Source organism: Flavobacterium sp., assembly GCF_052437795.1.
GTDB lineage: Bacteria > Bacteroidota > Bacteroidia > Flavobacteriales > Flavobacteriaceae > Flavobacterium.
Genome location: NZ_JBQVPA010000001.1, coordinates 372,533 through 394,215, shown reverse-complemented (window position 1 = coordinate 394,215; position 21,683 = coordinate 372,533). Strand labels below are relative to the sequence as shown.

Genomic DNA, 21,683 nt, shown 5'->3' with positions numbered 1-21,683 from the left:
CAAGAAAAATATTTGTAAAAGAGTTAAAGTAAATTTAGTTTTTGGCACGCATCTTGCAAAATCGTTTTTCGCTAATAAATTTTTTAATCATCAATCAAATCAATCACAATGAAAAAAATTTCGATGGTTGCTTTCGCAGCAACAGCCCTTATGGCAATGTCATGTTCAGACGACGACAGCTCAAACAGTGTAGCCCTTAGCGGAAAATGGAAACTTACCAAGATCACGACGGATCAGGCTTTTGACGGTAATGAGGACGGTACAGCCACCAAAGACCTTATTGCCGAAACAGGCCAATGCTGGAAAGATACATATTTCGAATTCTTAGCTAACAATGAGGCTATAAATTTCATCAGCACACCATGGCTGGGCAACGAATGCTACACAGCAGAAACCGAAGGCAGCTACGCCGTTGATGGAAATTCTGTAGTCGTAACCGCAATGGACGAAGAGGGTGAAAGCAGCGAACTTGAACTGACTAAGACCGGGAACAAGCTGAAAACTTATGTGCCCGATTTTTACGAAGTAGAAGTTACAGTGGGTGGCGAAACGCAAGTAGTTTCTGTTGCTGCCACACTGGAATTCACAAAACAATAATTGCCACACACGTTATTTTTGGGTTATGCCCCTGCGAAAGCGGGGGCATTTTTTATTACAGGCCCAAACTAAAATCGTATTTTTGGCTTGCCTGCCATCCTAATCACAGCGCGATGAACCAATGACCAAAAATTACCAATGGCTGCTTTTAAGCCTGCTTGCTTTTTATACTTCCAATGCCCAGGATACCATCCGAACCGATTCGATAGCGCGGCTGCCTGAAGTCCAGCTTACCTACCGTGCAGGCACCAACACCCCCGTAACCTTCAAAAACATAACTGCCGATGATATTGACAAAAGATCGGTGGGCCAGGAGCCGTCATTTTTACTATCTGAGACACCGTCGATTACCGTATATTCCGATGGCGGCAATACACAGGGCTATTCCTACTTCAGGATGCGTGGCATTGACCAGACCCGCATTAACATGACCCTTGATGGTGTACCACTCAACGACCCCGAAGACCAGGGCGCTTATTTTTCCAATTATCCGGACATTTTTAATTCGGTGAGCGGCGTGCAGGTGCAGCGTGGCGTGGGCACATCCAAGAATGGAACCGCAAGCTACGGCGGCAGCGTGCAGCTTTTTTCGACAGACCTTTCAGAAAAAAAGACAAGCTTTGGCCTGGGCTACGGCTCGTTTAACAGCGCAAGGGCATTTGCCGAATACAGCAGCGGCATCAAAAATAACAAAGCGCTCTACGCAAGGGCATCGCAAATTTACTCGGATGGTTATAAATACCATTCATCCAACAAATCGCAGTCGGTGTTCCTGAGCGGCGGTTTATTTGGCAAGAGGTCCGACTGGAAGATCAACCTGCTTGCAGGGCAGCAGAAAAACCAACTGGCGTGGCTGGGCGTGGCCGACTCGCTCATAGCAAAAGACCGCCGCACCAACGCGAACAATAACGAGGATGACCGCTTTGTACAGGCCATGTCACAGGTACTCAACACATGGCGGATAAGCTCCTCCTCAACCCTGCAGTCTTCCTTATATTATACCTTCCTGAAAGGCGATTATGATCTTGACCCTGACAATTACGGCTATCCGCCATCGGACGAATTATATAACTACGCTTTCCTTACTAACCTCGCAGGGATATTTTCCAATTATACTTTTGCTGAAGATAATTTCAGCTGGACAACCGGCATCCATGCCAATGCGTACAGCCGCAGGCATACAGGGAGCGAAAAGACGATCGGCGAGCTATACGAAAACACAGGACGCAAGCAGGAAGGCAGTATTTTTACCAAGGCAAATTATAATTTGGGAAGTTTTAGCCTTTTTGCCGACCTGCAATACCGCCATGTATCGTTCAGCTATGATGGCGCTGTGCCTTTCGAAGCGATGAAGTGGGATTTCTTTAACCCGAAGGCTGGCTTGAGTTATCGCGCTTCGGCGAATGCCTTATTATATTACAGCGTAGGCAGGACAGAGAGGGAACCTACGCGCAACGATATTTTTGGAGGAAATGACGACCTCCTTCCCGATGAAAATGGCAACGCCCTGCTATTCATTAAAGATGCAGAACAGGTTACCGACCATGAACTCGGCATACGTTTCAGTAAGAACAACTGGCGTATTGATGCCAATGTCTACTACATGGATTTTAAGAACGAGATCGTACTCGACGGGAAATTTGGCCCCAACGGGCTCGCGCTAACTAACAACGTAGAGCAGAGCATACGAACCGGGGCGGAAGTGACTGCTTCCTGGGCAATTGGTAATTTTACTCTTACGAATAATTCCTCATGGAACCACAGCCGGATAAAGGAGCAGGACGAATCGTTCAGCCCGATACTGAGCCCGCGGTTCATCATCAACCAGGAAGCGGCCTATGTTAAAGACAAACTATCACTGTCGTTCGCAGGCCGTTATCAGGATAAGTCGTATATTGATTTTGCCAACAGCGCACAGGTGGATGGCTATTTCCTGCTGAACGCGCGGGTAGGATATGATCTCGGGAAGCTTGAGGCGGCGGTGTTCGCCAACAACCTTACCAATTCCAAATATTTTAACAACGGCTATGTAGAGACCGATGGCACACGGAAATATTTTGTGCAGGCGCCTATCAATTTCTATGCATCCTTAGTATACCACCTGTGACGGAATTTTTCGACATAACCCATATTGCATTCGATGTTCATGGCTACCGTGTAAGCTATATTGAACTATTGGGTACGCTTACGGGGCTGGTATCGGTATATTACGCATCAAGGGCCAATATACTTACCTGGCCTACAGGATCGATTAATGCTGCATTGCTTTTTATCCTGTTTTACCAGGTACAGCTATACGCGGATATGTTCCTGCAGGTGTATTTTTTCATTATAACATTGTACGGCTGGTATTTTTGGAATAAAAAGCCGGATGACAAAGCCATTACCACAATGGGACCACAGAAGAGGCTTACAACATTTATCATCGTGATCACAGGGACATTGCTGGCAGGTTATGGCTTTTCGCACATTCACGAATACCTGCCCGAATATTTTACGATCCCTGCAGCCTGGCCTTACGCCGATTCATTTATCATGGTGGCAAGTATAACGGCAACAACGCTGCTTGCACAAAAAAAGATAGAGAACTGGTACTTATGGCTTATGGTGAACATTGCAAGCATTATAGTGTACTATGCTAAAGAGGTATATTTCCTTTCGTTCGAGTATGTCATTTTCTTTGGGCTGGCCTCTTATGGGTTGTTTAACTGGCATAAAAAAATGCGGAATGGTTAAGGCATTCCTTTTTGGCAAGTTCCTGCCTTTCCACAAAGGACACGAGGCAATGATACGCTTCGCATTGGCGCAGGCCGACCTTGTATCCGTTTTAGTTTGCAGCAGCGACAAGGAGACGATCCCTGGAAGTGTCCGCAAAAGCTGGATCGATCAAACATTTGCAGGGATCGAAAACATCGAAGTGCTCATATTTGATTATAACGAATCGCAGTTCCCCAACAGCTCGGCATCTTCGCGGGAAGTTTCGAAAATATGGTCGAAGGTTCTTAGCGAATTGTTCCCGGGCCATTCGGTGCTCATTACTTCCGAACCCTATGGGGACTATGTTGCGGATTTCATGGGGATAATACACATCCCGTTCGACATGCCGAAGAAGCTATACCCCGTTTCTGCAACGCTTATCCGTAACGACGCCGCGGCCTGGTGGGGATACCTGCCCGACAGCGTGAAGCCATTTTACTGTTTTAAAGTCGTCATCCTAGGAACGGAATCTTCAGGCAAGACCACACTGGCACAGCGGCTTTCGGCACATCTTGATGCTACCTTGGTAAACGAGGCGGGACGTGACATTATCCCGAACTCCGATCATTTTACAATGGAGGATCTCAGGGAAACCATTACCGAACATGCAAGAAGGATACGGGAAGCTGAAAAAGGCGGCAATAAGCTTATTATTATCGATACCGATGTACACATTACCAGATCCTACGCACGCTTTGTTTTCAATTCCGACCTTCAAGTAAGCAATGATGATCATCGTGCCAACCTATCCCATCTTTACATTTACCTTACCAATGACAGCGGGTACTATCAGGACGGGTCGCGGCTTAGTGAGGAACAGGCAAAGCTGCTGGACATTTCGCACAGGGAAATACTGCTTGGTCATGGCATTTCATTCACAGAGATCGGTGGCGGTTTTGATAAAAAATTTGAAAAGGCATTACTCCTGATCAAAAAACTGCAACACTAACAAAAATTTATATTCTATATATAACTTACCCCTAAGATCAAAAATGTCCCCACCACCGTGTTCCTCTTATCAATAAATAGTATTTTTGGGCTTGTAAACAACAGGCAATGAAATATTACATTATAGCCGGCGAGGCTTCGGGCGATCTGCACGGGTCGAACCTGATGAAGGAACTTTTCAAAAAAGATCCGCACGCTGACATCCGATTTTGGGGAGGCGACCTCATGCAGGCAGTTGGCGGCACGTTGGTAAAGCACTACCGTGACCTTGCCTTCATGGGTTTTGCAGAGGTGGTGCAAAATCTCGGTACCATCCTGAATAACATAAAACGCTGCAAGCAGGATATTTTAGCCTTTCGACCAGATGCCATTATCTTTATTGACTATCCGGGATTCAATATGCGCATTGCCAAATGGGCCAAACAACGCGGCATTGCGACACATTACTACATTTCCCCACAGATATGGGCATGGAAAGAGAACCGGATCAAGTCTATCCGGCGTGATGTTGACCACATGTACATCATACTCCCGTTTGAGAAGGACTTCTACGAAAAAAAGCACAACTTCCCTGTTGAGTTTGTAGGCCACCCGTTGATCGATGCTATCCGTAACCGTAAAAAAGCCGACCCAGAAACCTTTAAGAAAGAGCATGGGCTGGACGGCAGACCGATCATTGCACTACTGCCCGGAAGCAGGAAACAGGAGATATCCAAAATGCTCGAAGTAATGCTTTCGGTGGTAAATGATTTCCCTGAACACCAATTTGTCATTGCCGGAGCGCCATCACAGGAATATGCATTCTATCAGCAATTTTTGGGCAGCAGCAATGTAAAGTTCATTTCGAACAAAACGTATGACCTGTTAGTCATTGCCCGCGCTGCACTGGTAACTTCGGGCACCGCCACACTGGAAACCGCACTGTTCAAGGTCCCGGAAGTGGTTTGCTATAAGGGAGGGTGGATCTCGTACCAGATCGCAAAACGCATTATTACCCTGAAATACATTTCGTTGGTCAATCTGATCATGGACAAAGAAGTGGTGAAAGAACTTATTCAAAGTGAATTTAACAAAAAAAACATAAGGGAAGAACTGCAAAAGTTATTAACACCTGCTTACCGTCAAAACCTGCTGGAACAGTACGATTTACTGGAGAAGAAACTGGGTGGAGAAGGTGCCAGTGAAAAAACAGCAAGTCTCATAATCAAACATTTAACATGATTCCTTAAAATTTCATTAAAATTTTTTTCCTATATTTGCTCAAAACGAAGTAGAATTATAAGATCAAAGATTTGAGAAACCTCCGCCCCATAACCCTTGTTTTGTTCCTGATCGCGTCATTTACCGCATCTGCACAAATTGTAACTTCCAAAAAAGAAGCCCAAAAAAAGGGTATCTATTCTTATACTGAAAAGACCGCAGCTCCTTCTGCCGCAGCTCCTAAAAAGCCTGTCATTGTAAAAGAAGTCGCCTCTCTTGACAACAAAGAGATTGTTGCTTATGAGCCGGTCCAGAAAAGAGAAATAGCAAAGGGGCCGAACAAGCCTGAGATCGAGAACCCGAAACCTAAAAAGGGGAAAAAAGATTTCACCAAACTACTTACCGACACTCCCGATCCGGATTTTGAACCGGAAACCGATAATTACCTTGCGATGCAAATTGTAAATAACGCCTTGGATTTTGTGGGCGTTCGTTACCGTGCGGGCGGTACAACAAGAGATGGCATGGATTGCTCCGGGATGGTATTTGCCACATTCAAGATATTTGACATCACGTTGCCACGCAGTTCAGCAAGCATGGCGGGTGCAGGGCGTGAAGTGAAGCTGTCTGAAGTGAGGAAGGGTGACCTGCTGCTATTCAAGAACAGCCACAACAGGAGAAGCATCAACCACGTAGGCATAGTATCTGAAGTAACGGAGGAAGGCGAAGTTTTATTTGTACACTCTTCTACCAGTTCGGGCGTTATTGTTTCTTCCATGAACGAAGCCTACCATTCACGTACTTTCGTACAGGCCAACAGGGTTATTGAAGATTAACTTCCATTTACGATAAAGGTTAAACATTTTAGCCACGAATATTCAAACTTCATAAGTCAATGAAATTTAGATATTCGTGGCTATTTTTTTTGCACGCTGTCACAAGTGGCCGCTTAGTTGAAAACATTTTTCCGTATGTTTGTTTCACTATGCCCACAAGATGAAAGTATTGAAATTTCCCGTTGTAAGCATCACGTTTTTTTTAGCGCTGGGCATCCTTGCCGGATATTCCCTTACTCCATCTAAGGAATTGCTGTATATTTTTACCGGAGTTACAGCGACGGCCACTATCATTACATATTTCATCTCAAAAAAGCAGCTCCTCCAAAATAACCGGTTCGGGATGGCAACATGGTTGCTTACATTCGCCCTGGGGATGCTGGTACAGCACCTCCACTACCCGCCCAACCAACAGCTGCATTATACCCACCTGATAGAAGAGGATGAAACCCCTGTACTAAAAACCGTAGTTTCCGAGCGCCTCAAGCCCAACGACTTCTCCGAAAAATATTATTTTGAAGTGCTTGCAGCAGATGGGAAACCTGCTACTGGCAAGCTGCTGGTGACCGTACCTAAAGACAGCCTGCACAAATTGCTTACACCCGGTGATGCCTATTTCATCGCGGGCGACCTAAAACCCATACAGGGCGCATTCAACCCTTACCAGTTCGACTATGCCGCCTACATGGAAAAACAGGGCGTTTTCCAACAGGTACGGCTAAAAGACAACTTTGTAAAGGCAGGGCACATCAACACATTCGATTCTTGTGTAGGCAGCCTTCGCGAAAAGCTCATCCGAAGTTTTGACATCCATGATTTTGATGCCAAGACCCGCAATGTTATTAATGCGCTCCTGCTCGGCCAGCGTCAGGACATGGACAAGGAAACGTCTGACAGCTATGCAAATGCCGGAGTACTGCACATACTCGCCATATCGGGGCTGCACTTTTCCTTGCTTTTTTATCTACTAACACTGTTATTGAAACCGCTTAGCCGTTTCCGCCGCAAGGGTGAATTACTCCAGCTGTTCGTCATACTGGCACTGTTGTGGGGCTTTGCGTTCATCACAGGCCTGTCAGCATCAGTGGTTAGATCGGTAGTAATGTTCAGCATCATACTGCTTGGGCAATATGCCAACCGTACTACTAACATCTACAATTCTTTAGCGTTGTCAATGCTCATACTGCTCCTCGCTAAGCCAATGTTCCTCTTCGATGTTGGTTTCCAGCTGAGCTACATCGCCGTATTTGCCATTGTATGGCTACAGCCGCTGTACAAGAAAGCACGGGTATCCAGATACCTCGCCATTAACTACGCCATCGACACAGTACTCATATCCCTTGCCGCACAGATCGGGGTGCTATCGCTAAGCCTGTATTATTTTAACCAATTCCCATTGCTTTTCCTTGTAGCCAACCTGGTAGTGATACCATTGTCGAACGTCATTTTAGTCCTGGGACTGCTTGTGCTCATGCTTAACTTCATTGCGCCGCCTGTGGCCGTATTCTTCGGACAAGCCCTGGAATTGCTCATAATGGTCATGAACGGCTTTATCGCCTGGGTGGCTTCGTTTGACAGACTGGTACTTAAGGACATCCCCTTTACTCTCCTGCTCAACATTTCGCTTTATGCCGTACTCATCCTGATGGTGTTGTGGATGTTCAAAAAAAGCTATACACGTACGGCGGCTTTGCTGGTTTCGGTGTTAGTATTCCAAGGCATCTACACCCTGACGGTTTGGAACAGCAAAAGCCACGATGAGCTTGTGGTATTCAATAACCGGAACACTTCACTGCTTGCCGTTAAGCAAGATAGCAAGATAACCATTTACAGCGATGACAGCCTCGCACTGGAAAGCCCCGTAGTAAGGTCCTACTGCAAGGGTAGCTTTGCAAATGAAATTGACTTAAAGCCGCTGCACGACGTTTTATGGCACAATGGCGCCAAGGTATTGGTTATTGACAGCAGCGCTTCCTATAGCCCTGCGATGAAGCCTCACTTATTAGTGTTAGTGCATTCGCCAAAAGTGAATTTTGAAAGAATGCTTGCAGAACTAAAGCCGAAACAGGTCATCGCCGATGCCACCAACTACAGATTGTACATTGCGCGCTGGGCCGCTACCTGTCAAAAGCAAAAGATCCCTTTTCACGCTACTGCAGAAAAGGGATCTTTCAGAATTGAGTAATTAACGTCTTATTTTAACTAAATAGGAATATCGTCGTAAGGGTTGATATGCATGAGTCAAAATGAGTTACATAAAGGGAAGCCTGCTTCCTCTATGTGTAGGTATGTCACCTTTAGCCCTCACTAACCACTATGAAGCCTATGTTCCTATGTGGTTAAATGATTTTATTATTTCTTATTAAGCGCCCCGAACAACTGGTCCGGAGTATGATAGCCCACGATCGTGTTTTCGATATTGCCTTTTTTATCAAATACTATCATCGACGGGTAGCCCTGCACCTGAAGGAAAACCGTAAATTCATGCACTGCGTTCCTACCTTTGCGGCCTTCTACAAAGCCGGGGTTGCTGTATTTTTTACCTTTGAACATAATATCAGACTTACCTTCGGCATTGAATTTTACCGCATAGTAATTTTCAGAGATGTATTTCGCTACAGCCGGATCCTGAAAGGTGTTCTTGTCAAGCATCTTGCAAGGACCGCACCAGTCGGTATACACATCCATGAAGATCGGCTTGGCCTTTTTCTTTTGGGCGGCAAGCGCCTCATCCATGGTCATCCATTTTATTTCCTGTGCCTGCACCGCAAGCGTACCAAGGCCAATGAATAATGCTAAAAGTATTTTTTTCATAATTGTAAATTCATTTTGTAGAGATAGACAAAAACAATGCCGAAAATTAGCGTACGCCGTGCATAAGTTTTTTAATAACCGGACGCGCAGCGATCGACAGCACTCCAACAATTATTGCTATTATGGCAAGCATTGAAAAGAAATAGGCAAGGCCTTTTTCGTCGGCAACCTTATCGATCTGCTCGCCAAACATACCTGCACCTTTCATACCTATTGCTACCGCAAGGTACCATACACCGAACATAAACGCGATCATCCTTCCCGGAACCAACTTGCTTACGTAAGACAGGCCTACCGGGGAGATGCACAGTTCGCCCATTGTATGGAACAGATAAACTAAAATAAGCCAAACCATGCTGACAGAAGCAGTTTTGGCACCCGGAGCAATGTCTTTTGCACCATAAGCCACACAGGCCATACCCAATGCCAGCAGGAACATCCCAATAGCATATTTTGCGTTGGCAGTAGGGTTATATTTACTTTCCCACCATTTTGAGAACAATGGTGCTAAAGTAATAATGAACAAAGAGTTAAGAGTAGAGAACCACGTAGCCGGAACTTCTGTAATTGCCTCGGTTACCTTTTCGATCTTAAGCATCGCAAGGGTCGAGTCTGAAAGCTCAAGATAGCCTGCCATATAATAATCTTTTACCAGCATCCATATCGCAATAGCCCATACGATCACGAAACTGATGCTCAATATGATATTGGCTACAGCATAGTCTTTAAATGTTTGCCTGAACAATAGTGTCAGTACCCATGTAATGATCGCAAGAGGAAGTATCGTGATGAGCGAGTTCATAATAAGGAAGCCCACACTCCAATTTCCTTCGAGCACACGGTTGGTGTAATCGCTGGCAAAGATGGTAAGGCTGTTAGGTGACTGCTCGAATATCGCCCAGAAGAATATCGTAAGGAATGCAAAGAACGTAACCGCCATAAGCTTATCCCTGGTTATTTCAGAATACTGCGTCATCCTGTAGGCTAAAAGTATCAGGAAAAGTACCAGCGCCGTAACAATGGCAATGGTATTACCATTCTCGCCCAGGAAACTGAACACGTTCACCTCTCCCCCCGAAATTTTTGTTGCCGGGTCATTGATGATCCAAAGCAATCCCAATCCTGCAGAAAGAAATATCAGTACCAATTGCCATGGCGTGAACGGGTTTCTTTTATCTGTATCCAAAGCCTCTGCTTTAGCCTTACTTTCTTTAGTAGGCTTAAGGCCAATAGTGCCGAAGATATTTTGTGAAAGCCAGAATTGCAGCGTACCAAAGAACATGAAGATACCCGCAAGACCGAAACCGTAACTCCATCCTACTTTTTCACCCAAATATCCGCAGAGAAGTATCCCGAAGAAAGCGCCGGCATTAACTCCCATATAAAACAAGGTATAAGCGCCGTCTTTTTTCTCAGGATGGTCTTTATACATTTCAGAAATGATGGATGTCATGTTCGGCTTGAAGAAACCATTACCAAAAACCAATAGTCCAAGGCCAAGATATATGGAGAATGGAGTTTCTACAGCCATTGCAGCATGGCCTAGCGTCATGAGGGTTGCCCCTACCACAACAGCCCACCGGAAGCCGATGACCCTGTCGGCAAAGTACCCGCCAAGCATTGTAGAAAGGTACACCAAGCCAACGTAAGATCCAAAGAGCGCCGAAGCATTTTCGCGCGGCCACTCCCACCCGCCGTTGATAAGCGATGACGTGAAGAAAAGTATGAGAAGCGACCGCATTCCGTAGAATGAAAAGCGTTCCCACATTTCGGTAAAAAACAGGATGAAAAGCCCCGCGGGGTGTCCTAATACCTTGGATTTAAAAAAGTCGTTCGATACAGCTTCTTCTTTGTACATAGTCAGTTTTAATTTTAATTATTTAACGTCCTGCATCAGCTTCCTTACCAATGGTGAAATGATGATGAGCACCACACCCGCGATAAGCGCATAAATGGCAAGTTGTTTGTATCCGTCGGTATAGGTAATGAGTTTTTGCGCCAGCGAATCGTTCTCGCCTGCTTCCGAAAGCCCCGCGCCGAGTATACCGGCTACGTACTGGCCGTATGCGCTTGCAAGGAACCACATACCCATCATCATCCCCTGCAGCCTTTGCGGCGACAGCTTGGTCATGATGGAAAGGCCAATTGGAGACAGGCACAGCTCGCCAAAGGTTATCACGAAATACGCGATAACGAAAACATCAAGACTTGCAACGCCAGAGCCTGCAATAACCTCAAAGAACCTCGTGGCATAGAACACGTAAAAACCTCCGGCAAGGAAAAGGAAACCTAGTCCGAATTTAACTACTGTATTAGGCTCTATTTTCTTTTTAGCCAATGCTATCCATACAAGGCCTACTATCGGTGCAAAGACGATAACGAATACCGAGTTGGCTGCATTGTTCACACCGTTAGGGTCAAGCGTAAGGCTGCCGGCTACAATATTATCAAGGTTTTTTGCAGCAAAAAGGCTTAATGACCCTCCACTTTGTTCAAAGAACGCCCAGAAGATGATCGAGAACACGATGAACACAAGGGCCGCTATAAGCTTTTTGCTTTCCTCCCATGTATGCTTGGTCATTTCGTAACCCAGGTACAGCAAGGTAGCCGGTCCTATTGTGTACATAAAATAATCGGTATACTCCGTTTTGGCAACCATGGTCATTACCACAGGGATAAGCAAAAGCGTAAACGCATACACGGCGTAATCATACCATGCCTTGCCTGATCTCACTTCAACTGTAACTTTCGCAGTATCTTCCGGAGTAACAGTAGCGACCCCTTCCAGATGGCTCACGGTCCTATCCGTATTATTCTGTACCCTGAATGGCGACAGGCCAATAGGGCCAAGGCTCTTTTGTGTAAACAAAAATGTTACAAGGCTGATGGTCATTACAACGCCTGCAAGTCCAAATGCCACGTTCCAGGTATATTCGGCCGGAATGAAGCTGCTGAATAGCTGCCCCTTACCTATCGCGATACAAGCGTAACCGCCCAATAGCGCACCGATGTTGATACCCGAGTAGAACATAGAGAATCCTGCATCCCTGCGGGCATCGCCTTTTTTGTATAGTGTACCTACCATGGTCGAAATGTTCGGCTTGAAGAAACCGGTACCAATCACGGTAAAGCTTATCCCAAGGAAGAAATTATTTTCAGGGAACGGGTCAAATGCCAGAATGGCACTACCGATGATCATCAGGATACCTCCCCAAAAAAGCGACTTGCGGAAACCCAGTATCTTATCCGCGAATAACCCGCCTATAAAGGTAAAAGCATACACGAAAGCCTGTGTCGCGCCATACTGAAGGTTGGCCTGGCTGTCGGTCATGTGGCCGCCGGTATTCAGGATAAGGTGCGTTACCATGAAATAGGTAAGGACACCCCTCATTCCGTAAAAACAGAAACGTTCCCACATTTCTGAAAAAAACAATCCCCAAAGCTGTTTTGGGTACTTGCCCTCAAAGCTTTGGATCTCTTCCAAAGATAATTGTGTAGTTTTGCTCATTATAGATTCGCTTTAATAAAGTTAGTCATTTTAGTATACAGCTGCAGCCTTGTCGCCCCGCCGTATATGCCATGGTTCTTGTCCGGGTAAATGGCCCAGTCGAACTGCTTGTTGGCCTGTACCAGCGCCTCGACCATGCGCATAGTGTTTTGAACATGCACGTTGTCATCGGCCGTACCGTGAACCAGGAGGAAAGGCCCTTTCAGCTTGCTTACGTGGTTTATTGGCGAGTTATCGTCGTAGCCTGATGCGTTCTCCTGTGGGGTCTGCATGTAGCGCTCGGTGTATACCGAATCGTAAAAACGCCAGTTGGTCACCGGTGCCACGGCAATTGCCATTTTAAACACGTCGTTGCCCTTCAGGATGCAGTTGGACGACATGAAACCGCCGTAGCTCCACCCAAAGATACCAATGCGAGATGCATCTACATAATTGTATTTGCCAAACACCTTCGCTGCATCGATCTGGTCTTCCACTTCGTACTTGCCCAGTTCTTTATACGTCACTTTTTTGAAGGCAGCGCCTTTGTAACCCGTACCGCGCCCGTCAACACAAGCCACGATGTAGCCCTGTTGCGACAGCATCATGAACCAGTAGTCGTCAATGCTGTGCCACTCGTTGTTCACCTGCTGCGAGCCGGGGCCGCTGTACTGGTACATGAACACGGGGTATTTTTTGTTCGGGTCAAAATCCTTTGGCTTGATCATCCACGCGTTCAGCTTGTGGCCTTTTTCGGTTGTGATCTCCATGAACTCTTTTGCAGGGAGGCTGTATTTCTCGAGTTTGGTCTTAAGTTGGTCGTTGTTCTTTATCTCCTTTACCAGTTTACCATCCTTCGCGTTGTTTAGAGCATACACTGTTGGTTGCGTTGCGCTCGAAAATGTATTTATGAAATACTCGTAGTTCGGGCTAAAGGTAGCGGCATTAGTACCCGTTTGTGGGGTCAGCCTTGTTTTGTTCTTTCCGTTAAGGGCAACACGGTACACATCGCGGTTGATGGAGCCATTCTCCACCGACTGGTAAAAAATATTACTTGTTTTTTCGTCGAAACCGTAATAAGCGGTGACTTCCCACGAGCCTTTGGTTACTTGGTTGATGAGCTTACCCGCTTTGTTATAGTGGTATATGTGATTGAAGCCGTCCTTTTCGCTGGTCCAGATAAAGCTGTTATCTTTAAGGAACGTCAGGTTATCTGTAATGTCCACATAAGCCTTGTCGGTTTCATTTAGGATCACTTTGGGCGTACCGCTATTGGCATCAACAAAAATAAGGTCTAAGTTATTCTGGTGGCGATTGATCACCTGTACGCTAAGGGTTTGTGCCTCTTTGGTCCATTTGATGCGAGGTATGTAAAAATCCGCGTAGTTGCCCAGTTTGACCTGTTTAGTAGAATTTGTCTTTACATCGTATATGTGTAGTGATACCAGCGAATTCTTCTCTCCTGCTTTTGGATACTTGAACTCATATTGGCTCGGGTATAGGTTAGTACCATATACATCCATAGAGAATTCAGGCACATCGGTTTCATCAAAACGAATGTAAGCGATCTTGTCACCGGAAGCATTCCAGTCATAGGCTTTTACAAATGAGAACTCTTCCTCATAAACCCAGTCGGTAACACCATTGATAATGCTGTTCTTTTTCCCATCTGTAGTGATCTGCTTCGCTGTTTTAGCGGCAATGTCATATACATAAAGGTTATTCTCCGATGCATAAGCAACCTTTGAATTGTCTGCCGAGAATGTAGGTTCCTGCATCTTTTTATCGGAAAGCTTTGTGAGCGACTTCGATGCAATGTCGTAAATGTAGAAATCGGCAGTAAACGAATGCCTGAATATCGGCTCGGAGTTGGTCGCCAAAAGCAATTTCTTCTCATCAGCACTGAAAGTATAGCTGTCAATTCCCCCAACAAGTTCTTTATGGTCTTTTGAAGCAACAATGGTGCTCACCTTTGTCAGCGTAGCAAAATCGTACAGATCGATCTGTCCTGCGCCCGAACTGTAATTCACGTTGAGCACAGTATACTGGTTGGTGTTCTTCATGGCCTGGAGGTCATCCATTCCCTGGGTGCGGAAGCTGCCCGACCATATTTCCTGAAGCGTTAATTTTTGCTGTGCGACTGCCGGTAATGCAGCCAGTAAAAACAAGAAGATCGAACGTTTGATGTATTTCATTTTGCAGATAGTAAAAAACTTCCAATTTTAGTAAATTTTTATGAATTATCGGGCCTTTTTTCTGCAAAATGAAGAAATAGTTAAGCGGGGCTATTTATAAATAGTCATCTACATTCGGTAAACCCGTATCTTTGCAGGCGAATACTATTTTAAGCTACTGAAAATGAGTAAAGGAATATCGGGGTTCTCGAAACTTTCAAAAGACGAAAAGATAGGCTGGATAGCCGAAAATTACTTTTCAAACCCCGAAGGCGCTGCCGAATTAATAAGAAAATACTGGAACGCCGACAACGCTTTACAGCAATTGCATGACGAATTCATAGAAAACACCATCACCAACTTCTATTTGCCCCTTGGTGTAGCACCCAATTTTACGATCAACGGGCGCGACTATATCATTCCTATGGCGACCGAAGAAAGTTCGGTGGTAGCTGCGGCTTCGAAGGCGGCAAAATTCTGGTCGGCGCGTGGCGGTTTCAAAGCCACTGTCATGAATACCGAGAAAATAGGCCAGGTACACTTCATCTACAAAGGCAGTGCTGAAAAACTGCATGCTTTTTTCGATGCGATCAAACCCAAACTGATCTCCGGCACAGCCTCTCTTACCGCCAATATGCAAAAGCGTGGCGGGGGCATACTCGACATACAACTCCGAAATAAAACCGCAGAATTGCCGGGTTACTTCCAACTGCATGCGACTTTCAACACAAAAGACAGCATGGGTGCCAATTTCATCAATTCGTGCCTTGAGCAGTTCTCAAAAACCTTAAAGGAAGAAGCGATCGGCCATGATGCCTTTACCCAAGAAGAGAAAAACCTGCAGGTGGTCATGAGCATCCTTTCCAACTATGTACCCAACTGCACCGTACGTGCCGAGGTTTCCTGCCCTGTAAACGAACTGTGCGAAGACAAGGGCATAGACCCTGAAGAGTTCGCCTCAAAATTCCTTACCGCGGTTTGGATCGCCGAGATCGAGCCCTACAGGGCCGTGACGCACAACAAAGGCATTATGAACGGCATTGATGCAGTGGTCGTGGCTACCGGCAACGACTTCCGCGCCGTCGAGGCGGGTGTACATGCATATGCGTCCAGGGGCGGGCAGTACAGCAGCCTTTCACACGCGAAGATCGAGGATGGCATTTTTACTTTCTGGCTTGAGATACCATTGGCTTTGGGTACGGTTGGCGGGCTTACGTCGCTGCACCCATTGGTAAAATTATCGCACGAAATGCTGGGCAGCCCGAATGCGGAAGAATTGATGCAGATCGTTGCCGTAGCAGGCTTGGCACAGAACTTCGCCGCACTACGCTCGCTGACAACTACCGGGATCCAGCAGGGGCACATGAAAATGCACCTTATGAACATACTGAACCAGCTTCAGGCATCCGAGAGCGAAAAAATGCAGGCTGTGAAGCATTTCGAAAGCAACACCGTGAGCCACTCGGCGGTGAATGACTATATCAACCATTTGCGTAACTTTCACCCTGCAAACCTTGAAAAAGACTTTTTACAGTAACGGCAAACTGCTGATCACCGGCGAATATACTGTGCTCGACGGGGCGACGGCCCTGGCATTGCCCACGAAAATGGGGCAGTATCTCGAAGTTGAGGAAACAGGTGACAACGGATGGCTGACATGGATCAGCCTTGATGCCGATGATACAGAATGGTACAGGGACAAGCTGCCATTCGCGGGCATCATCGGTAACAGGCAGCACTGGGGCAGCCCCGAGGCAGATACCCTCATTGGGATCCTGCACCATGCACATGTGGCAAATACCGACATACTTAAGAACGCAAAAGGGTTCACCATCATTACCCGGCTTACCTTTCCGCGCCATTGGGGACTCGGGAGTTCCTCTACCCTCATAAATAACATCGCGCAATGGTTCAGCATCGATGCCTTCCAACTGCTCAACAACAGCTTTGGCGGCAGCGGGTACGACATTGCCTGCGCTCAAAACGATACAGCTGTGCTTTACCGACTGGAAAATGGCAGCCCGGTAGTTACGCCAATAGAATTTCACCCGGCATTCACCGATAACATTTATTTCGTTTACCTCAACCGCAAGCAGAACAGCCGCGAGGCGATAGCTGCCTACCGTGAGCAAAGGAATGAGATCGCGCCAGTGATCTCCCAGATCGACAGCCTTACCGATGCTTTGATAAATGCTAATAATGTTGCTTCATTCGCATTTGTCATTGAACAGCACGAAGACGTTATGTCAGTCCTATTGAGGACACCAACAGTAAAAGAAACTTGGTTCCCCGATTTTACCGGTGCCGTAAAAAGCCTTGGGGCCTGGGGTGGAGATTTCGTAATGGCGGCCGCGGAAAGTGACCCGACAAATTACTTCAGGCAAAAAGGGTTTGGGGTGGTCGTGCCGTATAAGGAGATGATATTATAAGGGAACGCGAATTTTATGCAGTTTGTCATTGTGAGCGCAGTTTACGGAGCGCGGCAATCTTTCCTTAACCCACTTTTTGTTGAGGTAGAAAGATTGCTTCGTCGTACCTCCTCGCAATGACTGGCTCCTATCATCCGCGTTCCAAGCCTATAAAACAAAATCCCCAGCCAAAATGACCGGGGATTCCTATATTATGCAGTAAACTGATTAGTTGAACTCAGCCCTGTTATCTACGATATCAGCTTTCTCTTTAAGCGCTGTAGAGATCCTGTTGGTAACGCTACCTCTGCTTTCCGCTTTCATCCTTGTTGTGAAAGCACTGTAATTAGGAAGCTCAGGAGCTTTAACCACAGTATTGGTCCTTATCATGAATACACCTGCCTGGCCTGTAATAAGCCCTGAAGTTTTTCCTGCAGGAAGTGCAAATGCTTTTCCAACTACTTTAGGCTCACCGCCTACGTTAGGTATCATTGGCGCGGCAAGTGTCACGTCTGAAGCTACAGCCACACTTGAACCTGACTTCTGTGCTACTTCTTCCAGTGTTGTGCCAACCATTTTCTTCTTGATAAGCTCAGCTTTCTTCTCGTTACGGATAAGAGGCGCTACGACCATTTTAGCTTCTTCAAGCGGAAGAAGGCCTTTTTCGTTAGCAGCCTTAAGCCTTGCCACTACATGGCCCTGGCCCATAGGAAGGTCGAACTTCTTAACATCGCCCACTTTCGTGTCTTTGTTGAATGCCCACTTTACCATATCCCTGTTATTGCCAAGCCCCATAACATTTTCGTCATTAGCAAGCAATTTGTTCACAGGAGTAACGGTAAGGTTGTACTGTTTTGCAAGATCAGCGAACGGTTTGTCGGCCGCATCCATTTCCATTTTAGATGCTTTTGTGAACAATTCATCCGTTGTCTTTTCAGACGGCTGTATCTTTTGTGCTACTGTAGCTACCTGAACCGCTTTTGCGGCATCATTCTTACCTGTGATCTTGATCACGTGGTAACCGAACTGTGTTTCAACCACACCTATCTTTCCAACAGGGTTGTTGAAGATGAAATCGTTGAATGGCTTTACCATCTGGTTCGGCACGATGTCTTTGTATTCGCCGCCATTCTCTTTTGACCCCGGGTCTTCAGTATTGTCTTTAGCTAATTGGGCAAAACCTCCAGGATTTGCTACTGCCTGCTTCATAAGGTCGTCCGCCTTTAGTTTGGCTTCTTCCTTGCTCCTTGTAGCCCCCGGCATGCCGCTTCCTTCAAAACCTATAAGGATGTGGCTTGCAGTAACGCTTCCGCCTTTCCTCATCATCCTTGTAAGCTTGTAGTAGCCATTATCAATGTAAGGGCCATAAACACCACCTACAGGCAGGTTGAATATCTGCTCAGCGTGCTCTATCGGCAGCCTTTCTTTCGTTACGAAAGTAGAATCGAAAGGCATTTCAGAGTTGATGCTAACAAATTCAGCAACATCTGCAGCCTGTCCGAAGCCAGGAAGCGTATCATTAACACCTGTTTTTTCGTTGTATTTTACACTTGGGGCCAAAAGCGCGTTGATGCCCGTTCTCATTTCAGCCTCGTCAGCCGCAGATGGCTTGCCGTCGAACTTAACGTACTCGATCTCGCGAGACTCTTCCGACTTGTATTTCTTTTCGTTCTTTTTCATGAAAGCGATGATCTCATCGTCTGAGACTTTTACCTGATCATCATTGATCGTCGTGAACGGAACGAATACATAGTCAAATGCAGCCCTGTCACTTTCCATTTTGTATTTAGCCTTAGCTTCTGCATCAGTAGTGTACATACCCGCTTTTAGCATGGTAACATAAAGCTGTCTTTTGGCCATATTCTCAACAAGTGGCATGTTCTTTTCGATCATTTGCCACTGCTGCGGATTCGTGGTTTTCATGTTAACAAGGAATTCATTGAATTTTGCCTTGTCAAATTTTCCAAGCGCGTTCAAAAACTGAGGGTTTTGGGCAACACTTGGATCTTGGGCGTACATATTGAACACGTGGTCCCTGCCTACCCTAAGTCCTGTATTTTCGAAACGTTGCTCAAAAAGTATATTATCCACTTCCTGGTTCCACACCGCATTTGCTGCCTGAGTACCGCTAATGCCCTGCTGCCTGGACTGGAATTCGTTCACTTTCTGGAAAAATTCCTGTGCCATGATGTCTTTGCCATTAACACTTCCCACCTCTTTGGTAACGCCGAAACCGCCGCTGTTTATGATATCGCCAATGATAAAGGCCAATAAACAGAATCCGATAACAAGTATCAGAAGGAGCGAACGCTGCCTAATTTTTGATAAAACCGCCATTTTTAATGTTGTTAAATTTTATTTCAGTGGGCGAAAATACAATTATCTGTTTAATAATAAAAAGAATGGGCTTATATTTTTGCCGCTCCCGTAATTTTTTTTATCCCTCCTGCGAACGCGCCACTTTTACCAGCGTGATTATTTTGGCAGAGGCCTGTTCAACCTCCACCTCAAAACCTCCGGCTATTATTTTTTCGCTTTTTTTTGGAATGCCTCCCGCATGGAAGACCACAAACCCTCCCAGCGAATTATAGGCCTCAGACTCCGGGATCCCAAGGCTGAACTTCTCATTTAGATGATCGATCTCCAGGCTTGCCGAGAACAGCCACCTGCCATCCAGCAGTAAGGTTTCTACGCGTTCGGTTTCATCAAGATCATGCTCGTCCTCAATTTCGCCAAAAAGCTCCTCAATGATATCCTCTACCGTTACGATGCCAGCGGTACCGCCATCTTCATTGCAAATGACCGCCATACTTTTCCTTTTCCGGGTAAGTTGGTCCAAAAGGTCTTTTATCAGCACATCACCCTGAGCATGCTCTATTTGTGTCATGGCCAAACCGATGGTTCTTGGATATTTGAATATCTCAAAAGCATTGACATAACCAATTATCGAATCGAGTGAACTTTCATATACCACAATTTTTGAAAAGCCCGTATCAATGAAGAGCTGCTTCAATTCGGCAACTTCATCATTTATTTCCACAGCAGCGATCTCTGTGCGGGGTGTCATAATGGCCCTGGCCTTTACTCCCGAAAAATCCAGGGCATTACGGAATATCTGTATCTCAGGATCTGTCACTTCATGGTCTTTCGCCCCGGCAAGCTGTTCGTTTACATAATTCCCCAATTCGCCCTGGCTGAAAAAAGCACGCTGCGTATCGCCTTTTGTCCCCAGCAGTTTTACCAGGATAAGGTCAGATACCGCGATGACAACCTTTGACACACCGGCGAACAGGCAGTAAAAAACATAAGCCGGCAGGGCGAAAAGCTTTATAAGCCTGTTGGCATATAGCTGGAAAAATATTTTTGGGATGAACTCTGCCGTGAGCAGAATGATGAACGAAGATATTACGATCTGGAGCAGCAACTGGTAAAAAATATGCATTTCGCCATGATCGGGATAAACCCAACGAAGCACATTACTGCCCATGTAGTATCCATAAACCACAAGCACGATACTGTTACCAACAAGCATGGAAACCATGAAAAGCGTAGGCTTTTCGGTAAGGCGGGTAAGTATTTTAGAGATGAAGCCCTGTTGTTTTTTTTCTACCTCTAGATACACTTTGTTCGAGGACACGTAGGCGATCTCCATACCCGAAAAGAAGGCGGAAAGCAGCAGGCAAATGATAATAACTGCAGTTTCCATAGTGTAAAGATCTATTTCTTGTTGTCGAACCTCTTATAATAATTCCTCCTGAAGAAGAACATGAAAATAGCTACACCTGTAAAAACAAAACTAATTACGGCATCTTTTCCGTCCATAAGGTTGGTGATCGCGTCATACAAAAAAAGCGCCGCAAAGATCAAAAATAAATAAGGTGCATATTTCCAATACATGTTCATATCCTGTTAGTCAACATTATTAATCTGGGCACTATTGCGCTGTGCGTTGAATATTTTAAAGTCTTTACTGAAGTCAACGCCCGGCCCTTCGATATAGCTGCCCTTCTCGTCTGTAAATTTAAAGTGTTTTTCGGTATAAAACCACTCGTTTTTCTGGTCGTAATACAATTGCGAGGTTTCCAGCACCTTGCCGTCGTCCGAAGTGATCTTTACATTGCCCTGCAAGTCGATGATATTGTCGGGATTGCTATACTGAATGGCATAGTCTGACACCACATAGCTTTTCTTTTGCGAATTGTCGAGCAGGGTAACATGAACACCTTTGGGAAATTCACTAAAGCCATACTGCAGGTTGGAATAATCCATCATCAGCGGGCTTACAAGGATCGCCTTGACTTTACCTGAGTCGGTATATTTCAGGTTAATGTTCTCCGTCTGCCCCACCGGGTTAAACGTAACACTGTTAATGCGCTGCACCTCCTTCAGGTTGCTTTCGCAGGAAAATGACAGTGCCATAATGGCGACAACAATTATATATATCGAATATCCCTTCATCAAA

At 45.8% G+C, this 21,683-nt stretch carries 17 protein-coding genes and 1 pseudogene; 9 read left to right on the top strand and 9 right to left on the bottom strand.

Going from position 1 to position 21,683, the window contains the following annotated elements:
* Nucleotides 1–108 precede the first annotated feature (108 nt).
* The 7 genes from ACT6R0_RS01865 to ACT6R0_RS01835 all read left to right on the top strand — a co-directional run bounded on the left by ACT6R0_RS01865 (nt 109) and on the right by ACT6R0_RS01835 (nt 8,523).
* Nucleotides 109–597 carry a lipocalin family protein gene (locus ACT6R0_RS01865; RefSeq protein ID WP_444650773.1) on the top strand — a complete coding sequence of 163 codons (489 nt, stop codon included), beginning with the start codon at nt 109–111 and terminating at the stop codon, nt 595–597.
* A 121-nt stretch (nt 598–718) separates the two neighbouring features.
* The gene (locus ACT6R0_RS01860) at nt 719–2,704 is read left to right on the top strand and encodes a TonB-dependent receptor (RefSeq protein ID WP_444650772.1); all 1,986 of its coding nucleotides are present in this window, start codon (nt 719–721) and stop codon (nt 2,702–2,704) included.
* Nucleotides 2,701–3,333 (top strand): nicotinamide riboside transporter PnuC, encoded by a 633-nt coding sequence (gene pnuC, locus ACT6R0_RS01855; RefSeq protein ID WP_444650770.1) that lies wholly within the window; start codon nt 2,701–2,703, stop codon nt 3,331–3,333. The genes ACT6R0_RS01860 and pnuC overlap by 4 nt, the downstream gene beginning before the upstream one ends.
* Entirely contained in the window at nt 3,326–4,303 is a 978-nt protein-coding gene (locus ACT6R0_RS01850) for an AAA family ATPase (RefSeq protein ID WP_444650768.1), read from the top strand. The genes pnuC and ACT6R0_RS01850 overlap by 8 nt, the downstream gene beginning before the upstream one ends.
* 107 nt (nt 4,304–4,410) lie before the next feature.
* Nucleotides 4,411–5,523 carry a lipid-A-disaccharide synthase gene (lpxB, locus tag ACT6R0_RS01845; protein WP_444650766.1) on the top strand — a complete coding sequence of 371 codons (1,113 nt, stop codon included), beginning with the start codon at nt 4,411–4,413 and terminating at the stop codon, nt 5,521–5,523.
* A gap of 71 nt (nt 5,524–5,594) precedes the next feature.
* Entirely contained in the window at nt 5,595–6,338 is a 744-nt protein-coding gene (locus ACT6R0_RS01840; RefSeq protein WP_444650764.1) for a C40 family peptidase, read from the top strand.
* Between the two features lie 160 nt (nt 6,339–6,498).
* Nucleotides 6,499–8,523: a ComEC/Rec2 family competence protein gene (locus ACT6R0_RS01835; RefSeq protein WP_444650762.1), complete on the top strand. Its 2,025-nt coding sequence runs from the start codon at nt 6,499–6,501 to the stop codon at nt 8,521–8,523.
* Between the two features lie 167 nt (nt 8,524–8,690).
* Here ACT6R0_RS01835 and ACT6R0_RS01830 read toward each other — a convergent pair whose 3' ends face one another.
* Genes ACT6R0_RS01830 through ACT6R0_RS01815 form a run of 4 tightly spaced genes read right to left on the bottom strand, consistent with a single transcriptional unit; the run spans nt 8,691 to nt 14,834 of the window.
* Nucleotides 8,691–9,152 (bottom strand): thioredoxin family protein, encoded by a 462-nt coding sequence (locus ACT6R0_RS01830; protein ID WP_444650761.1) that lies wholly within the window; start codon nt 9,150–9,152, stop codon nt 8,691–8,693.
* Nucleotides 9,153–9,198: 46 nt separating this feature from the next.
* A complete protein-coding gene (locus ACT6R0_RS01825; protein WP_444650759.1) occupies nt 9,199–11,010 on the bottom strand; it encodes a peptide MFS transporter in 1,812 nt (603 codons plus the stop codon).
* Between the two features lie 18 nt (nt 11,011–11,028).
* Nucleotides 11,029–12,660: a peptide MFS transporter gene (locus ACT6R0_RS01820; protein WP_444650757.1), complete on the bottom strand. Its 1,632-nt coding sequence runs from the start codon at nt 12,658–12,660 to the stop codon at nt 11,029–11,031.
* Nucleotides 12,660–14,834, bottom strand: a complete 2,175-nt coding sequence (locus ACT6R0_RS01815; RefSeq protein WP_444650755.1) for a S9 family peptidase — start codon at nt 14,832–14,834, stop codon at nt 12,660–12,662. The genes ACT6R0_RS01820 and ACT6R0_RS01815 overlap by 1 nt, the downstream gene beginning before the upstream one ends.
* Nucleotides 14,835–14,997: 163 nt before the next feature.
* Here ACT6R0_RS01815 and ACT6R0_RS01810 point away from each other — a divergent pair, with 163 nt between their 5' ends.
* A complete protein-coding gene (locus ACT6R0_RS01810) occupies nt 14,998–16,350 on the top strand; it encodes a hydroxymethylglutaryl-CoA reductase, degradative (protein WP_444650753.1) in 1,353 nt (450 codons plus the stop codon).
* The gene (locus tag ACT6R0_RS01805) at nt 16,328–17,242 is read left to right on the top strand and encodes a GYDIA family GHMP kinase (protein ID WP_444650752.1); all 915 of its coding nucleotides are present in this window, start codon (nt 16,328–16,330) and stop codon (nt 17,240–17,242) included. The genes ACT6R0_RS01810 and ACT6R0_RS01805 overlap by 23 nt, the downstream gene beginning before the upstream one ends.
* A 207-nt stretch (nt 17,243–17,449) precedes the next feature.
* Here ACT6R0_RS01805 and ACT6R0_RS01800 read toward each other — a convergent pair whose 3' ends face one another.
* The 5 genes and pseudogenes from ACT6R0_RS01800 to lptC all read right to left on the bottom strand — a co-directional run bounded on the left by ACT6R0_RS01800 (nt 17,450) and on the right by lptC (nt 21,679).
* On the bottom strand, nt 17,450–18,676 hold the full coding sequence (locus ACT6R0_RS01800) for a peptidylprolyl isomerase (protein WP_444652307.1): 1,227 nt from the start codon (nt 18,674–18,676) through the stop codon (nt 17,450–17,452).
* A 432-nt stretch (nt 18,677–19,108) separates the two neighbouring features.
* Nucleotides 19,109–19,558 (bottom strand): annotated as a pseudogene (locus tag ACT6R0_RS01795) (SurA N-terminal domain-containing protein); the annotation flags it as partial.
* 100 nt (nt 19,559–19,658) lie between these two features.
* Nucleotides 19,659–20,927: a hemolysin family protein gene (locus ACT6R0_RS01790; RefSeq protein WP_444650750.1), complete on the bottom strand. Its 1,269-nt coding sequence runs from the start codon at nt 20,925–20,927 to the stop codon at nt 19,659–19,661.
* A gap of 11 nt (nt 20,928–20,938) precedes the next feature.
* Nucleotides 20,939–21,118: a hypothetical protein gene (locus ACT6R0_RS01785; protein ID WP_444650748.1), complete on the bottom strand. Its 180-nt coding sequence runs from the start codon at nt 21,116–21,118 to the stop codon at nt 20,939–20,941.
* A 12-nt stretch (nt 21,119–21,130) separates the two neighbouring features.
* Complete coding sequence (lptC, locus tag ACT6R0_RS01780) at nt 21,131–21,679, bottom strand: LPS export ABC transporter periplasmic protein LptC (protein ID WP_444650747.1); 549 nt, start codon at nt 21,677–21,679, stop codon at nt 21,131–21,133.
* Nucleotides 21,680–21,683: the final 4 nt, after the last annotated feature.

Excerpts from the sequence above, each read along its gene's own strand:
- ACT6R0_RS01865 (WP_444650773.1), top strand. The coding sequence starts at position 109 with ATGAAAAAAATTTCGATGGTTGCTTTCGCAGCAACAGCCCTTATGGCA.
- ACT6R0_RS01860 (WP_444650772.1), top strand. The coding sequence starts at position 719 with ATGACCAAAAATTACCAATGGCTGCTTTTAAGCCTGCTTGCTTTTTAT.
- ACT6R0_RS01850 (WP_444650768.1), top strand. The coding sequence starts at position 3,326 with ATGGTTAAGGCATTCCTTTTTGGCAAGTTCCTGCCTTTCCACAAAGGA.
- lpxB (WP_444650766.1), top strand. The coding sequence starts at position 4,411 with ATGAAATATTACATTATAGCCGGCGAGGCTTCGGGCGATCTGCACGGG.
- ACT6R0_RS01835 (WP_444650762.1), top strand. The coding sequence starts at position 6,499 with ATGAAAGTATTGAAATTTCCCGTTGTAAGCATCACGTTTTTTTTAGCG.
- ACT6R0_RS01830 (WP_444650761.1), bottom strand. The coding sequence starts at position 9,152 with ATGAAAAAAATACTTTTAGCATTATTCATTGGCCTTGGTACGCTTGCG.
- ACT6R0_RS01825 (WP_444650759.1), bottom strand. The coding sequence starts at position 11,010 with ATGTACAAAGAAGAAGCTGTATCGAACGACTTTTTTAAATCCAAGGTA.
- ACT6R0_RS01820 (WP_444650757.1), bottom strand. The coding sequence starts at position 12,660 with ATGAGCAAAACTACACAATTATCTTTGGAAGAGATCCAAAGCTTTGAG.
- ACT6R0_RS01815 (WP_444650755.1), bottom strand. The coding sequence starts at position 14,834 with ATGAAATACATCAAACGTTCGATCTTCTTGTTTTTACTGGCTGCATTA.
- ACT6R0_RS01810 (WP_444650753.1), top strand. The coding sequence starts at position 14,998 with ATGAGTAAAGGAATATCGGGGTTCTCGAAACTTTCAAAAGACGAAAAG.
- ACT6R0_RS01800 (WP_444652307.1), bottom strand. The coding sequence starts at position 18,676 with ATGCCTTTCGATTCTACTTTCGTAACGAAAGAAAGGCTGCCGATAGAG.
- ACT6R0_RS01790 (WP_444650750.1), bottom strand. The coding sequence starts at position 20,927 with ATGGAAACTGCAGTTATTATCATTTGCCTGCTGCTTTCCGCCTTCTTT.
- ACT6R0_RS01785 (WP_444650748.1), bottom strand. The coding sequence starts at position 21,118 with ATGTATTGGAAATATGCACCTTATTTATTTTTGATCTTTGCGGCGCTT.
- lptC (WP_444650747.1), bottom strand. The coding sequence starts at position 21,679 with ATGAAGGGATATTCGATATATATAATTGTTGTCGCCATTATGGCACTG.